The sequence below is a fragment of the Streptomyces prunicolor genome (assembly GCF_045162825.1).
GTDB lineage: Bacteria > Actinomycetota > Actinomycetes > Streptomycetales > Streptomycetaceae > Streptomyces > Streptomyces prunicolor.
Window position 1 is genome coordinate 6947732 of the sequence record NZ_CP108676.1, and the last position, 13721, is coordinate 6961452.

At 69.8% G+C, this 13721-nt stretch carries 16 protein-coding genes; 14 read left to right on the forward strand and 2 right to left on the reverse strand.

The genetic code is table 11. The features are described from left to right. Position 1 precedes the first annotated feature (1 nt). From OG588_RS32065 to OG588_RS32110, 10 genes are all read left to right on the forward strand, one after another. The gene (locus tag OG588_RS32065; RefSeq protein ID WP_405950296.1) at positions 2-1555 is read left to right on the forward strand and encodes a histidine kinase; all 1554 of its coding nucleotides are present in this window, start codon (positions 2-4) and stop codon (positions 1553-1555) included. A gap of 75 nt (positions 1556-1630) precedes the next feature. After that, positions 1631-2506, forward strand: coding sequence for a response regulator (locus OG588_RS32070; protein ID WP_405950297.1), 876 nt, complete (start codon positions 1631-1633; stop codon positions 2504-2506). A gap of 211 nt (positions 2507-2717) precedes the next feature. Continuing rightward, positions 2718-2915 (forward strand): Flp family type IVb pilin, encoded by a 198-nt coding sequence (locus tag OG588_RS32075; protein WP_266861509.1) that lies wholly within the window; start codon positions 2718-2720, stop codon positions 2913-2915. Then, a complete protein-coding gene (locus tag OG588_RS32080; protein WP_405950298.1) occupies positions 2915-3523 on the forward strand; it encodes a pilus assembly protein TadG-related protein in 609 nt (202 codons plus the stop codon). The genes OG588_RS32075 and OG588_RS32080 overlap by 1 nt, the downstream gene beginning before the upstream one ends. 34 nt (positions 3524-3557) lie before the next feature. Continuing rightward, the gene (locus OG588_RS32085; RefSeq protein ID WP_398849119.1) at positions 3558-4136 is read left to right on the forward strand and encodes a hypothetical protein; all 579 of its coding nucleotides are present in this window, start codon (positions 3558-3560) and stop codon (positions 4134-4136) included. 55 nt (positions 4137-4191) lie between these two features. Continuing rightward, on the forward strand, positions 4192-4779 hold the full coding sequence (locus OG588_RS32090; protein WP_405953263.1) for an OmpA family protein: 588 nt from the start codon (positions 4192-4194) through the stop codon (positions 4777-4779). A gap of 21 nt (positions 4780-4800) precedes the next feature. Then, on the forward strand, positions 4801-5397 hold the full coding sequence (locus OG588_RS32095) for a hypothetical protein (RefSeq protein ID WP_405950299.1): 597 nt from the start codon (positions 4801-4803) through the stop codon (positions 5395-5397). 199 nt (positions 5398-5596) lie between these two features. Next, positions 5597-7609, forward strand: a complete 2013-nt coding sequence (locus OG588_RS32100) for a Flp family type IVb pilin (RefSeq protein ID WP_405950300.1) — start codon at positions 5597-5599, stop codon at positions 7607-7609. Continuing rightward, on the forward strand, positions 7606-8436 hold the full coding sequence (locus OG588_RS32105; protein WP_405950301.1) for a hypothetical protein: 831 nt from the start codon (positions 7606-7608) through the stop codon (positions 8434-8436). The genes OG588_RS32100 and OG588_RS32105 overlap by 4 nt, the downstream gene beginning before the upstream one ends. Beyond that, the gene (locus OG588_RS32110) at positions 8433-9101 is read left to right on the forward strand and encodes a hypothetical protein (RefSeq protein ID WP_405950302.1); all 669 of its coding nucleotides are present in this window, start codon (positions 8433-8435) and stop codon (positions 9099-9101) included. Before OG588_RS32105 ends, OG588_RS32110 begins: the two co-directional genes overlap by 4 nt. Before the next feature lie 46 nt (positions 9102-9147). Here OG588_RS32110 and OG588_RS32115 read toward each other — a convergent pair whose 3' ends face one another. Beyond that, positions 9148-9516: a DUF192 domain-containing protein gene (locus tag OG588_RS32115; RefSeq protein ID WP_405950303.1), complete on the reverse strand. Its 369-nt coding sequence runs from the start codon at positions 9514-9516 to the stop codon at positions 9148-9150. Positions 9517-9670: 154 nt separating this feature from the next. Between OG588_RS32115 and OG588_RS32120 the strand changes: the two genes are divergently transcribed. Genes OG588_RS32120 through OG588_RS32130 form a run of 3 tightly spaced genes read left to right on the forward strand, consistent with a single transcriptional unit; the run spans position 9671 to position 11979 of the window. After that, entirely contained in the window at positions 9671-10423 is a 753-nt protein-coding gene (locus tag OG588_RS32120) for a prepilin peptidase (protein ID WP_405950304.1), read from the forward strand. A 55-nt stretch (positions 10424-10478) separates the two neighbouring features. Next, complete coding sequence (locus OG588_RS32125; RefSeq protein ID WP_405950305.1) at positions 10479-11066, forward strand: dihydrofolate reductase family protein; 588 nt, start codon at positions 10479-10481, stop codon at positions 11064-11066. A gap of 40 nt (positions 11067-11106) precedes the next feature. After that, positions 11107-11979 carry an LLM class flavin-dependent oxidoreductase gene (locus OG588_RS32130; protein WP_405950306.1) on the forward strand — a complete coding sequence of 291 codons (873 nt, stop codon included), beginning with the start codon at positions 11107-11109 and terminating at the stop codon, positions 11977-11979. 135 nt (positions 11980-12114) lie between these two features. Here OG588_RS32130 and OG588_RS32135 read toward each other — a convergent pair whose 3' ends face one another. After that, positions 12115-12642 carry a DinB family protein gene (locus OG588_RS32135; RefSeq protein WP_405953264.1) on the reverse strand — a complete coding sequence of 176 codons (528 nt, stop codon included), beginning with the start codon at positions 12640-12642 and terminating at the stop codon, positions 12115-12117. A 92-nt stretch (positions 12643-12734) separates the two neighbouring features. Here OG588_RS32135 and OG588_RS32140 point away from each other — a divergent pair, with 92 nt between their 5' ends. After that, positions 12735-13541 (forward strand): methyltransferase domain-containing protein, encoded by an 807-nt coding sequence (locus OG588_RS32140; protein ID WP_405950307.1) that lies wholly within the window; start codon positions 12735-12737, stop codon positions 13539-13541. Positions 13542-13721 lie beyond the last annotated feature (180 nt).

The following is a 13721-nucleotide window of genomic DNA, read 5'->3' on the forward strand; positions in this document are numbered from 1 at the left end:
GATGGCGACCACGGACGAACGCGCACGTACGGGACTGCTGCGCCGCCGCCCCAGACCGACGGAGATCACGACACCGCCGGCGGGGACGGTCTTGCCGGAGCATGTGCGGTCGGGGGCGTCGGACATTCCGGTGACTTCGGTGACGCCGGCATTGCCGGCGGGATGGCCACGGGTGGGCGGTCGACTCCCGGGGGTACCGAGGCCGCCGGCACAGCCGGGTCTGGAACGGTTGGCCGCCGACGGCGAGGACACCCCACAGGGGCCACCCGCACCCGACAACGAAGGCGAAACGGGTGGTGCGGGTGGGAACACGATCCCGGCCGAAGGCCGGGGAGTGGCCCTCCCCATCCAGATCAGTGCGCTGCAGGCAATGTGCAGGCAGGTCTTCGGCTTCCGCCTGGCGATGATCGCCCTGGCCGCCCCCTCCGCCCTCCTCAACGCCACCCCCGGCGTAGCAACCCGCCTGGTAGGCGCAGCAGTAGTGGTCACCTTCATGGCCTCCTACGCCCTGTTCCGAGACTGGGAACGCTTCGGCCCCCTGCTCCTACGCCACCCCTCCCTCCTCGCCGTAGACACCCTCTTCGGCTCCCTGCTCCTGATCTCGGCAGGGCCCACCAGCACGCTCGCCTACGTCAGCGTCTGCACCCCCCTCCTCGCCGGCATCGTCTACGGCTGGCGAGGCGCCGCCGCCTTCGCGAGCCTCCAGGCGTTGATCCTGGCGCTGGCTCAGACCGCCGCGGCGGACGCGCACAAGGGCGTGGCGCAGTTCTTCCTGCTCCCCGGCCTGTGTGTGATCGCCGGCGCGGTGGGAGTGACCCTGCGCAAGCTGATGCTCCGCTTCGGCGAAGCCACGACCGCGCTGACGACGGTCCAGGCCCGGCTAGCCGTAACGGAGGCGGTAGGCGCCGAACGAGCTCGCCTGGCAAGGGAGTTGCACGACTCGGTGGCGAAGACCCTGCACGGCGTGGCACTCGCGGCGGACGGCCTGGCCGGTTCGGCGGGCGCGGACCACATGAACCCGACCCTGATCAGACAACAGGCGGAACTGGTGGCCCGCTCGGCGCGCAGGGCGGCGGCGGAATCCCGCGAGCTCCTGGCGGACCTACGGCGCGAGGCCGACCCGGACGAGGGCACGGACGTACTGGTCGAACTTGCTGCCCGCACAAGGGACTTCAGCACCAGGACCGGCCTGCCCACGACCTACCGCCCGACCGGCGAACACGGCGTACCGCCGGTCCCGCCCGCCGTGGCCCGCCAACTCCTCACCATCGCAACGGAAGCGATGGAGAACGCCCACCGCCACGCGACCCCCACCAAGGTCGACGTGGAGGCCGGGGTCCACGACAACCTCCTGCGCATCAGCGTCTACGACGACGGCCGCGGCCTGCCCGCCGGCACCACCCTGGAACAGCTGCGCAGGGCGGGCCACTTCGGCCTGGTCGGCATGGTCGAGCGGGCGGCGTCGGTCGGCGCCCGTATCCGCATCGGCAGGGGCGGCCACGACGCGGGCACGGAGGTCCGCCTGGAACTCCCCCTGGGAGCCCTGACGAGGTAAGCGACCCACAGCCGTACTCACCCTCCACACACACAAACGACCTGAGAGACCTGAGAGTTCTGAGAGGAGGCAGCCATGCCGGACCCCACGACGCCCCACCCCGGTGCTCCCCAGCCGCCACCGAACCCCTTCGGCAACTTCCCGCGACCGGCCCCGACTTCACCCCTCCGGGTCGTCGTGGCCGACGACAACCCGGTGGTCCGCGCCGGCCTGACGGCCCTGTTGTCGGGCCGCGCGGACATCACGGTCGTAGCGGAGGCGACGGACGGCAGAGAGGCGTACGAGGCGGCCCACTTCCACCGCCCCGACGTGATCCTGCTGGACGTCCGTATGCCGGGCGTGGACGGCATCTCGGCGCTGCCGTACCTGGTACGGATCGCCCCGGTCGTGATGCTCACGTACAGCAGGGAGTCGGAGATCGTCCGGGAGGCGCTGCGGCGCGGGGCGGGCGGTTATCTGGTCCACGGCGAGTTCACGGCGGACGAACTGGTCGCCGCCGTAAGGGACATCAGGCAGGGCAGGGCCCATTTCACGCCATCGGCGGCGGGCGCACTGCTGGCACAGCTACGAGAGGAGCGAACCGGCCCGCCACTGCCCGAGGGCCTGGGCTCCTACGAGTCTCAACTAGGTGCGGCTGCAAATGGAACAACCCCTTTGATGCCTCGCTCCCGCTTGAATTCACCAGAAACCCTTTCGCGATTGCAACCACCTGTGAGACAGTCATCCTTGGACAGGTCACGGTTCCAACTGAGCGCGAGGGAGGCGGAGATCATGGACCACATCGCGTCCGGCATGACCAACCAGCAGATCGCCGCCACCTGCTTCATCTCCGAGAAGACCGTCAAGAACCACATCAACCGCATCTTCGCCAAGCTCCACAGCACCAGCCGCTCCGAGGCCGCCGCCAAGTGGCTTGGTACGGCGCCGGGTTCGGCCCGAGGGCTGGGGTGACGCGTGACACCGCGACGAGGGACCCAACTGCCGGGCCCACGGCCCCGGTTCGGCGACGGACGGGCCCAGAGCGAAGGACGGGACTCCGATTGGGCCCGATTTTGGGCCCTGGGACCCTCTGACGCGCCGCTGATTCGGGCATACCGTTCTCATGTCGAAAGCGGCACCGGCGACGAGGAAGCCGGTAACGCGTCACTCGGAGGGGAACAGCATGAGCAACTGGATCAACACCACCGTGACGTACCTTCAGGCTCGCGCCGCCCGCAGCGACAAGGGCCAGACCGCGGTGGAGTACCTGGGCATCATCGCGGTGGTCGTGGCGATCGTGCTGGCGATCACTGGTACGGACATCGGCAAGTCGATCTACGACGCGATCACGACGAAGATCACCGAGGTAACCGGTACCTGATGCGGCCGCGTAGGCACAGCGACGCAGGGCAGGCCTTCCCCATCTACATCACGGTGGTGGCGGGTCTGCTCTTTCTCGCGTTCGCCTACGTCGCGGTCGGCCAGGCCGCGGTGAACCGGGGCGGTACCCAGACGGCCGCCGACGCGGCGGCGCTCGCGGCGGCCCAGGACGCCCGGGACCAACTTGCGGGCAAGTGGGTGGAGAACGTACTCGACCCGACCAAGTGGCAGGAGATCTTCGACGGCACCGTGGCGGGACTCGTCGACTCGTGCGGGCGGGCAGACCAACTCGCGGGCCAGAACCACGCCCACATGACCGGGTCCGGGTGCCAGTCGATACCGGGGCCCCCTTTGAGCTACGAGGTCAGCGTCGAGAGCGACAAACCGGTCGGAGACTCGATCGTCCCCGGCACGGAGAACACGTTCTCGAAAGCCCACGCCACCGCTGTGATCGAGCCGCTCTGCACGTTTCCACCCCTCGGCGAGGATGCCGGGGACGACGTGCTGCCGAAGCTCACCTGCAAGGACAGGGATTGGGACCTCGACCCGACGGATCTCACCGATCTGCCCAAACCCGAGGACCTCTTCGACGTCCATCTGGCCGACTGACAAGCGAGCGACGAGTGATGAAGGAAGCGGAGTCATGAGCATTCGGTTCACAACGAAGGCCCGTAAGGGGATGGTTGCGGCGGCCGTCGCGGCCGGTCTGGCCCTCGGTATGGCCGGCTGCGGCGCAGGCGACGACGGCAAGAAGCCTGACGCGACCGCTTCCGCTTCCAAGGGCGGTGGCTCCAACCCGAGTGCTCAGGAAGGCCAGTCGGACGAGCCGTTGGCCGAACTCAGGGGCCCTGACGGACTGGTTCTCGACATCACCTCCGCGGACCGGGACTCCGGAGGCTTCGTCACCGTCAACGCGGATCTGCGGAACGACGGAAGCAAGACGGCCATCATCTCTTCCCAACTCACGGGCAACGAGACCGAGATCATGAAGAACGGCCAGTCCTTCGGTGGGGCCACGCTTGTGGACTCCAAGGGGAAGAAGCGCTACTACGTGCTGCGTGACACGGACGGCAGGCCGCTCACCACCACCGGCATCACGACGATCAAGGCAGGCGACACAAAGGTCGTCTTCATGCAGTTCCCGGCCCCCCCGTCCACCACCACCGAAGTCTCCTTCGAACTACCGACGTTCTCCGTCGGCACGATCAAGATCTCCGGGTGACGCGACCGTGACCACCACTCCCCGTCTCGCCCTGGTCGTGACCGCCGCCACGATCATGGTCGCCGCGAACATCGTCGGCGCGGTGGCGGCGCACGCCGACGACACCCCGAGCCCGAGCGTCCCACCGGGCACCGAGGCCTCCGCCTCCGCCCCGGTGCAGGTCGACCCGAACGACCCGGACCTGAAACTCCCCGAGGGCGCGACGCTCGCCGCCGCCAAGGTCCTGGACATCAAGTCGGTCGTCGAGGACCAGGGCGGTGAGGAACGCCGTGAGGACACCAACTCGGACGTGACCTTCGCCCTCCAGGCCGAGGTCCTCTTCAGCAAGAACAGCGCCAAGCTGAGCGCCGAGGCGAAGTCCCGTATTGACACGATCGCCTCGGAGATCAAGAAGCAGAACGCGTCGACGGTCCGGGTCTTCGGCTTCACGGACAACCTCGGCTCGTCCGCACACGGCGACGTCCTGTCCAAGCAGCGCGCCGACGCCGTACAGGCGGTCCTGGACTCGGACTTGAACAACCCGGGCATCACCTTCGAGGTACGCGGCTACGGCGAGCAGTACCCGATCGCCGACAACTCGACGGAGGCCGGCCGCAAGAAGAACCGAAGGGTCGAGGTGACGTTCCCACGCACGGAGAGCTGAGCGAGGGACAGCGGGTAAGCCATGGGTAGCCACTTTCAGCGAATCGTCGATGTCGAGGTGACGGAGGCCGACGCCCGCGCGCTCGCGGAGCGCATGGTCGGGTGGATGGTCACCGAGGGCCTGATCACGCGGGAGCGGATGAGGTACGGCGTGTACAGCCCAGGCACCGACACGGGGTACGTTCCGGGGCCCAACTGGCGCCGGGCGGTGGCTGATCCCTCGGATCCGGGGTGGCTGCCCGGGCCGGTGGCGGTCATGACCGGGCGCCACTACTACGTCGAGGGCCAGGGGGCGGACGAGGCCGACGCCGCGATCTGTCCGGCCTGCGCCGCGCGGACCGTGGTGATCGACTACCCGGAACGGTTCGAGGCGGACCAGGAGATCTGGCGGCCGTTCCGGGACGGTATCGCCGTGTGGAAGGACACCGGCGGCGGAAGCGTCGCCTGCCCGGCCTGCGCGACCGCCGTACCGGTCACGGACTGGGACTTCGGGTCCGGCTTCGTTCTCGGCGCCCTCGCCTTCGACTTCTGGGGCTGGCCACCGCTCAACACGGGCTTCCACGCCGCATTCCGCGGGCAGTTGGGGCACCGCGCGGAGGACCACACCGGCAAGTTCTGACTCGTTGCCGGGCCCACCCGGCACTTGGGTACAGGTTTGGGCCCACGGGCCCATCTCGGGCATCCGTCCCGTCCCTAACCTCTGGTAGCTCCAGTGGTGTTGAGCGATATCGGGGGACGGGGAAATCATGGCCTCGATCGGAGGAACCGGAGGAGCAGGCGGAGCCGACGGGGGAAGTGGGCTGACCGGGCGTAGGACCATGCCCGCCCCGCTCGCCACCGCACTGGTGCTGGTGCACGCCCTCTTCGCGGTCACCGTCGTCGGCGGGCTCGGCGTCCTCATGACGGCCACGTCGTACGACGCCCTCGACGGACAGGTCATCGCCCTCGTCGCGTACGCCGCCGCACCCGGCGTCCTCGGCTGGTGGCTGGCCCGGCGGAGTCGGGAGGGCGGGGTCCGCGTCCGGCGTGGACTCGTCGCCGTACAGGGCTGGTTGATCCTCGGCGGTGTCGTGAACCTCGCCTCCGGATCCGCCCGAGGCAGCCTGCAACTCCTCCTGCCGATCCTCATCCTCCTGTTCCTGTCCCGCCCCGAGAGCCGTCAGTGGTACGACCTCGCCGGACCGGAGCGCGTCGAGCGCCGCCCGTTCTCCCTGTCCCGGCTGATCCGTTGGCGCCGGGACGAGGGGCAGACGGCGGTCGAGTACGCCGGGTTCATCGCCATCGTCGCCGCGCTCATCACCGCCCTGCTGGTCACCGGCCTCGGTACCCAGATCTTCGGCGGCATCCAGTCGGAGGTCTGCAAGGTCACCGGCATGGCCTGCCCCGCTTCGACGGGCGGCGGCACGGACACAGCCGCCGGTGACAACAACGCCGGCAACAACGGAAACACCAACGGCAATGGCAACGGCGGGACTTCAGGCGGCACCGGCACGACCACCACCACCGACCCGGACCAGACCGACGACAAGAAGCCCGCCCCCGCCGACGACAAGGACGACAAGAAGGACGAGGGCTGCTTCTCCGGCGTAGGCGCCTTCTTCGGCTGCGCAGGCAACCAGGTCAAACAAGTCGGCCAAGGCATCTTCGTCGACGGAGTCTGGGGCGACCTCACCGGCATCTACGACATGGTCAGCCACCCGATGGACACCCTGAAGGGCATCGGCGACTACGGCAAGCAACTCGGCGAGGACTGGTCGCAGAACTCCAAGGACGCCGGCAAGAAGTGGTCCGACGGCGACTACGGCGGCGCCCTGTGGGACTGGACCGGTGCCTCCGTCAAGACGGGCGGCACGGTTCTCTACGACGTGTTCATCGGGGACGACGTCGCCAAGGACTGGAACAACGGCGACAAGACCCGCGCGGTCAGCCACGTCCTCTGGAACGTCGGTTCCCTCTTCATTCCCGGTTACGACGGCGCGAAGATCGTCGAGAAAGTCGGCGACCTGGGCAAGATCGGCAAACTGGGAAAGCTCGGCGAACTCGCCGAAAAGGCGGCCAAGGCGGCGGAGGACGCCAAGAAGGCGGCCAAGGCGGGCGACGCGACGGGCGCCGAAAAGGCCGCCAAGGAAGCCGACGCTGCCGCCGAGGAAGCGGAGCGGAAGGCCGAGAGGACCGGCTGCACGATCGGCGCGCCCAGCCGCCGTATCCCGTACGACGGCAATGTCCCCGACACCCCTGGAAACCTCACCGGGTCTCCCGGTACCGGCACCACCGTCCTCGCAACCGCCACCTCCCCGTACATCGTCCTGGCCGAGGACGGCTGCGACGAGGACGCCGAGAAGGAGGCCGAGGAGGCCCGCAAACAGGCGGACGAGGCCGACAAGGCGGCGGACCGTTGGGAGGCGGGGGACGACGTCGCCGGCCCCGCGCGGGGGAAGACGCTGAGGTTCCCCAACAAGCGGCACACCATCAGCGGAGCGGGAAGCGGTCAGGTCAAGGAAGCGAACACCGTGATCCTTCGCGGGAACGAGGACCTGGTCCGCGCGGATATCGAGGGCATCGCGAAGAACCGAGCCACGCTTTCGGCCGACGGGAACACGTACGAGATCAACGGCCGCAAGTACCGGGTCGAGGACAACGGAACGGTTTTCCCGGTCTCCGGCCCAGGCTTGGTCGACATGGACCGCATTGAATACGCTGCGCTGAAGGAGATCGTCCGGAACAAGGGCGACCTCGGCAAATCCCAGCAATTGCAGCGTGACCCCAAGTTCGTCAACAACCCCGAGAAGGTGGCGAAGGCGAAGCAGGTCTACGACGGGACGTACAAGTGATCGCGAATGTCTTCACCGTCACGGACCTCGGGCCGGCGGACCTCCGCAGGGCACTCTCGGATCTGCTGGGCGTGGCGGCGGAAGCGGTCGATGTCGCCGACCGGGACGGAGACCAGGAGACGCGGCGCTGGGACGCACCCGTCCTGTGCACCTACCGCGTCCTGCCGCTCGGTGATCTGGCCTTGGAACTCGACCTCTCCGTCGAGGACGGGACGGCCGGCGCCCGCACGGAGGCGGACCTGGCGCACGGACTCGCGGTCCGGACGGCGACGTCGGTCCTCTACCCCGCGCAGGACCTCGGCCTGGACAGCGCCTACTGGGTCGCCGTGCCGGACGGCCGTGCCGTGCGCTGCCGGTTGGAGACGATCGACTCCGACGAGGACACGACGTACCGGGTCGACGCAGTGGAGGAACCCGTCACCGACCTTCCGCGCGCCACGGTGGAGTACCTCCCCGAAGCGCTGGACGGAGAGCCCATCCAGACCCCCGTCGCCGATGCCTTCCTGAGCACGTACCCCACGGGAACGACAGCGAGCGTGGAAGGACGCGTCCACTACAACCTCCGCGTATGGGAACGGCTCGTCCGCCGCCTGGCCGCCGACTGGAACCCGTCGGGCCGATACCGCGAGGACCTCTTCCTGCGCGACCTCCAGGCACGCGACGACCTGGCCCGCCTGATGACCGAGGTCGACACCGAACACACCGAGCCCCTCCGTACGGCGTTGACGCGTCTGGACGACGAGTTCCGCAACGGTACGGATCCCGACGACCACCCGGCGACCGAGCGCTGGTGGCGGAACCGCAGCCCGAGGACCATCCCTTGGTGACCCGACGGCAACTGGCGGAGGGAGAACACCCGTTGCTGCCGACCGCCGTACGCGAACTCCCCTACAGCTGGGCCGCCGGCTTCCAATGGCCCACCGAACTCCCGGAATCCGACGGCAACATCACGCTCGCCCGCGCGATCCTCCAGGCCTGCGCGCCGACCGCACCCGTGCCCGAACCCGTCCCCCACCCCGACTGGACCGGTGACGGAGACGGAGACGGAGACGGAGACGAGGACGAGGACGAGGACGAAGACGGGGACGGGGACGAGCCCGCCTGGCTCGAAGTCCGGGTGGTGATGCGGCACTTGATGCCGTACGCGAACCTGGTCACCGAGGAGCGGATGACCGAGGCGATGCGGGAGTGCGCGTTGCTCGGCATCCCCGGCGTACCGTCCGATCCGGACAGTGAGGAGGCCGCGCGCTTCACCCGGCGCTGGGTGACATGGATCAGCGGCTGGATCGCCGGCGAGGTCTTCACCTGGCTCGGCATGTGCGTCGACGACGACACCCTCGTCACCCCGTGGGCCATGGAACTCGCGGAGCAGTACGCCCGGTTCGGGTTCGTCACCGACCGGGCTGTGACGATGCTCCGCTGGCACGACACCGTCCCCCGCAGCCGCGAGGCCCTGGCCCGACTGACAGCCGACGGCACACTGCCACCGTGACCCACCGTGACCCCTTGGAACCGGGCGCAAGCCCCTAGGGACCTGCCTACTCCGCCCCCTCCACAGTCACCCGAACCCCCACCCGCACCCCCCACCCCGCCATGACCCCCGCCCCCGCCTCCAGCACATGCCGCGCCCGAGCCCGTGGCAGCCCCAACCGCCCCCGCTTCATCGTGTGGACGGCGACGACCTTCAAGTCCCGGTCCAGGTACGCCACATCGATCGGGAACCGCATCCGGAACGTGTGCACACTGCTCGCCGGCGAGAGCAGCATCGCCCCGTCGATCGCGTCCCGCCCGAGCAGCCCCTTCGTGCGCGCCCGGTACGAGGTCGCCAGCTCCAGCGGTACGGCGACCGTCCCCGCGGCGCCCTGCACGATCAGCTTCCCGCGCCCGTCACTCCAGCGTCGTCCCATGTCAGGTCACCTTCCTGCACCACGAGCACCACGAGCCACGACGGATCCGGTGCCAACCGACCGTACCCACACGGGACTAGGCCCCGCATGGGTCCATGGGTCAATGGGCCCACGGACCCATGCCCCGCCCGCCGTATCCGGATATCGTCCCGGCGTGCGCCTGATTCTGATCGTCATGGGTGCCCTGTGGGGCGCGTGGTCGGGCCTCCTGCTGCCCCGTGCCGCCCACCGCCTCTCCGTGGACCCCGAGGAACCCTGGAAGGGGCAGTGCCCCGACGGCCACCCGATCACGGGCCCGTTCGACGGCTGGCTCGGCCGGGCCCACTGCGCCACCGACACCACCAACGCGCACTGCGGCCCCTACGGCCCCCGCACCCCCGCCGTATCCGCCGCGACCGCCCTCGTCTGCGCCACCCTCGCCGCAGCCACCGGCCCCCACCCCGAACTCCTCGTCTGGCTGCTCGCCACCCCCGTCGCCGTCCTCCTCGCCCTGGTCGACCTCAGGGTCCACCGCCTCCCCGACGTCCTCACCCTCCCCCTCGCCGCAGCCACCCTCACCCTCCTCGGCATCACCGCCGCACTCCCCGCCGCCGCCGGCTCCTGGCCCACCGCCCTCTACGGCGGTCTCGCCCTCGGAGCCACCTACGAGGTCCTGTACCTCCTCAACCCGGCCGGCATGGGCTTCGGCGACGTGAAACTCGCCCTCGGCCTCGGCACGGCCCTCGGCTGGTACGGCTGGCCGGTGCTCGTCACGGGCGCCTTCGCGGGGGTGCTGTACGGCGCGGTCTACGGCCTCGGCATGGTCGCCCTGCGCCGGGCGGGCCGTAGGACGGCGATCCCGCTCGGGCCGTTCATGCTCGGGGGAGCGTTCACCGGTTTGCTGCTGGGGGCGTTCGCGGTCGCGTGAGACGGTGGGGAACCCGGCGCCGAGCGGGGCCGACCACGAACGAGGCGGTGCGCCCATGCGGAAGATCAGCCTGATGATGACGGTGTCCCTCGACGGCTACATGGAGGGCCCCGACCGCGACATCGACTGGCACATGGTCGACGAGGAACTCCACCAGCACATGAACGACACCCTCAAGCACATGGGCGCCTTCGTCGACGGCCGTGTCACCCACGAACTGATGGCCGCCTACTGGCCCACCGCCGACGCGGACCCCGACACCCCGGCGGTCATGGCCGAGTTCGCCCGCATCTGGCGGGACATGCCGAAGATCGTGTACTCACGGACCCTGCCCAGCGGCCCCGCAGAGTGGAACACGACCATCGTGCCCGAGGTCGTCCCCGAGGAAGTACAGGCCCTCAAGGAACAGCCCGGCGGCGACCTCGCCCTCGGCGGCGCCGACCTCGCCGCGACCTTCCTCCGCCTCGGCCTCGTCGACGAGATCAAGGTGTACGTCAACCCGATCGTCCTCGGCCGCGGCAAGCCGATGTTCCCGGTCTCCGACACCCGCACCCCACTCCGCCTCACCGAGTCCCGCACCTTCGGCAACGGCGTCGTCCTCCTGCGCTACGAGCGCGTGACCCCCAACTCCGCGGACTCGTAAAGCTGTTGTCCACGGCACTCTCCCCGGATAGGAAGAACCCATGACCGGACTCGGCGCTGTATTCCGTCCCCAACTACCCCCCGAGCGACTGCGAGCCGTAGTCCGACTCGCCGATGCCGCCGGGCTCGAAGAGCTCTGGCTCTGGGAGGACTGTTTCCGGGAGGGCGGTATCTCGGCCGCCGCTGCCGCGCTCGCGTGGAGCGAGCAAGTGCGGGTCGGGGTGGGCCTGTTGCCGGTGCCGTTGCGGAACGTCGCCATCACCGCGATGGAAGTCGCCACGCTGGACCGGCTGTTCCCCGGGCGCGCGATCCTCGGCGTCGGGCACGGCGTGCAGGACTGGATGGGCCAGGTCGGGGCACGTGTCGAATCCCCGGTGACCCTGCTGCGCGAGCATCTCGACGCGCTGCGCGCCCTGTTGCGCGGAGAGCGCCTCACGACCGACGGACGCTACGTCAAGCTCGACGGCGTCGCCCTCGACTGGCCGCCGACCGGCCCCGTCGAGATCCTCGCCGGTGCCACCGGCCCCCGCACCCTCCGCCTCGCCGGTGCGGCAGCGGACGGCACGATCCTCACCGCGAGCACCGCACCGGACGGCGTCCGCCGGGCCCGTCAACTCATCGACGAGGGGCGGGAGTCGGCCGGCCGCACCGAGCCGCACAAGGTCGTCGTCTATCTCCTCACCGCCACCGGCCCCGACGCCGCCGCACGCCTCCGCGCCGAACTCGCCGAAGAGGGGCTGGAGTCGGTCCCCGACCTAGGTGTCGCCGGTGACGCGGGCACCGTCGCGAAGGCCGTCCAGCGCCTCGCGGAGGCCGGCGCCGACACGGTCATCCTCCAGCCCACCGGCGACGAACCCGACCCGGAGGCCTTCGTACGCTTCGCGGCGGAGGAGGTCAGGGCACTGGTCCCCTGAACATCGGCCCCCGACCCCAGACCCCGTCCCCAGACCCCCGACCTCAGCCCTCCGACCTCAGCCCCCCGACCCCAGCCCCCCGACCCCAGCCCCCGGAGCTACGCCTCCGCCGGCCGATGATCCCCGCCCCCGGAGCTACGCTTCCGGCCGATGATCCCCGGCCGCCCCGTCGATCAACTCCCGCACGATGTCCATGTGCCCCGCGTGTCTCGCCGTCTCCTCCAGCATGTGGACCAGCACCCAGCGCAGCAACACGGAGTGGTTCCGCCACGGCGGCCGGCCGGCCGCGTCCAGCGGCAGCTCCGTGATCACGCGGTCGGCGGCGGCGCGGGCACGGCCGTAGAAGGCGACGATCTGTTCCGTCGTCTCGTCCGGGCCCGCACGCATGTCCTCGTCCGAGTACGGGTCGAACCACAGCGGTTCCACCTCGCGGCCGAAGCTCTCCACGAACCAGCCGTACTCCACCGACGCCAGATGCTTCACCAGCCCGAGCAGACTCGTGCCCGAGGGTGTCATCGGGCGTCTGGCCTGCTCCTCGTCCAGCCCGTCCAGCTTCCACAGCACCGCGTCCCGAACCCGGTCCAGGTTCGCGTGCAGCGTCGCCTTCTCGTCGCCGTGGAACGGCAGCCCCGTATCCCCGTTGCCCGTATCCCCGCTGCCCATATCCCCGTCGTCCGCAGCCGTGTTGGTGCCATCGCTCGCCATGCTTCCGAAATTAGCAGCGCCCACTGACAACCCCCTGCGACCATCGCCCCATGGACAACAGCGGGAGCAGCACGAGTAGTACGCGCAGCTTCGAAGAGCTCGTGGCGGAAGGCGTCGCCGTTCCCACCGAGGGCTGGGACTTCTCCTGGTTCGAGGGCCGGGCGACCGAGGCGCGTCCCTCGTGGGGGTACGCGCGTTCCGCCGGGGACCGTCTCTCCCGTGCGACCACCGCCCTGGACGTCCAGACCGGGGGCGGGGAGGTCTTCGACTTCGCGCTGAGCCGGGCCGCCGCGCAGCCCCCGATGCTCGTCGCCGCCACCGAGGGCTGGCCGCCGAACGTCGCCAAGGCCACCGAGCTGCTCCGCTCGCGCGGTGTCGTGGTGGTCGCCGCGGCCGAGGACGCCCCGCTGCCCTTCGCCGACGCCGCGTTCGACCTGGTCCTGAGCCGCCACCCGGTCCGCGCCAACTGGCCGGAGATCGCCCGCGTCCTGCGCCCGGGCGGCACGTACTTCGCCCAGCACGTGGGCCCCGGCAGTGCCGTCGAACTCGTCGAGTACTTCCTGGGCCCTCAGCCGGAGGACCTGCGCAACGGCCGTGACCCCGAGCGCGAGCGGGCCGGCGCCGAGGCGGCCGGCCTGGCGATCGTCGAGCTGCGCGCCGAGCGGCTGCGCATGGAGTTCCACGACATCGCGGCCGTCGTCCACTTCCTCCGCAAGGTGATCTGGATGGTCCCCGACTTCACGGTCGAGGCGTACGAGCCCCAACTCCGCGCCCTGCACGAGCAGATCGAGTCCACGGGCCCGTTCGTGACGTACAGCACCCGCCACCTCTTCGACGTCCGCAAGCCGACCGAATAAGACGCACCGGGCGACGTCACATCACGTCCCTCATATGTGCACGGGTTTTCCACATCGTTATCGGGATCGACTCGCGTCCCACCCGTCACCTCGCGTAAGTTCAGACCAAGGTAATTCGCGTGAGCAAAGCTGCGCGGTCGGCACCGCGCGGTGGAGGGGGCTGCGCGGTGCCCTGCCCCG

Bases quoted from the DNA above. Each gene is read 5' to 3' on its own strand.
- OG588_RS32065 (WP_405950296.1), top strand. From the start codon at position 2: ATGGCGACCACGGACGAACGCGCACGTACGGGACTGCTGCGCCGCCGC.
- OG588_RS32070 (WP_405950297.1), top strand. From the start codon at position 1,631: ATGCCGGACCCCACGACGCCCCACCCCGGTGCTCCCCAGCCGCCACCG.
- OG588_RS32075 (WP_266861509.1), top strand. From the start codon at position 2,718: ATGAGCAACTGGATCAACACCACCGTGACGTACCTTCAGGCTCGCGCC.
- OG588_RS32080 (WP_405950298.1), top strand. From the start codon at position 2,915: ATGCGGCCGCGTAGGCACAGCGACGCAGGGCAGGCCTTCCCCATCTAC.
- OG588_RS32085 (WP_398849119.1), top strand. From the start codon at position 3,558: ATGAGCATTCGGTTCACAACGAAGGCCCGTAAGGGGATGGTTGCGGCG.
- OG588_RS32090 (WP_405953263.1), top strand. From the start codon at position 4,192: ATGGTCGCCGCGAACATCGTCGGCGCGGTGGCGGCGCACGCCGACGAC.
- OG588_RS32095 (WP_405950299.1), top strand. From the start codon at position 4,801: ATGGGTAGCCACTTTCAGCGAATCGTCGATGTCGAGGTGACGGAGGCC.
- OG588_RS32100 (WP_405950300.1), top strand. From the start codon at position 5,597: ATGCCCGCCCCGCTCGCCACCGCACTGGTGCTGGTGCACGCCCTCTTC.
- OG588_RS32115 (WP_405950303.1), bottom strand. From the start codon at position 9,516: ATGGGACGACGCTGGAGTGACGGGCGCGGGAAGCTGATCGTGCAGGGC.
- OG588_RS32125 (WP_405950305.1), top strand. From the start codon at position 10,479: ATGCGGAAGATCAGCCTGATGATGACGGTGTCCCTCGACGGCTACATG.
- OG588_RS32130 (WP_405950306.1), top strand. From the start codon at position 11,107: ATGACCGGACTCGGCGCTGTATTCCGTCCCCAACTACCCCCCGAGCGA.
- OG588_RS32135 (WP_405953264.1), bottom strand. From the start codon at position 12,642: ATGGGCAGCGGGGATACGGGCAACGGGGATACGGGGCTGCCGTTCCAC.
- OG588_RS32140 (WP_405950307.1), top strand. From the start codon at position 12,735: ATGGACAACAGCGGGAGCAGCACGAGTAGTACGCGCAGCTTCGAAGAG.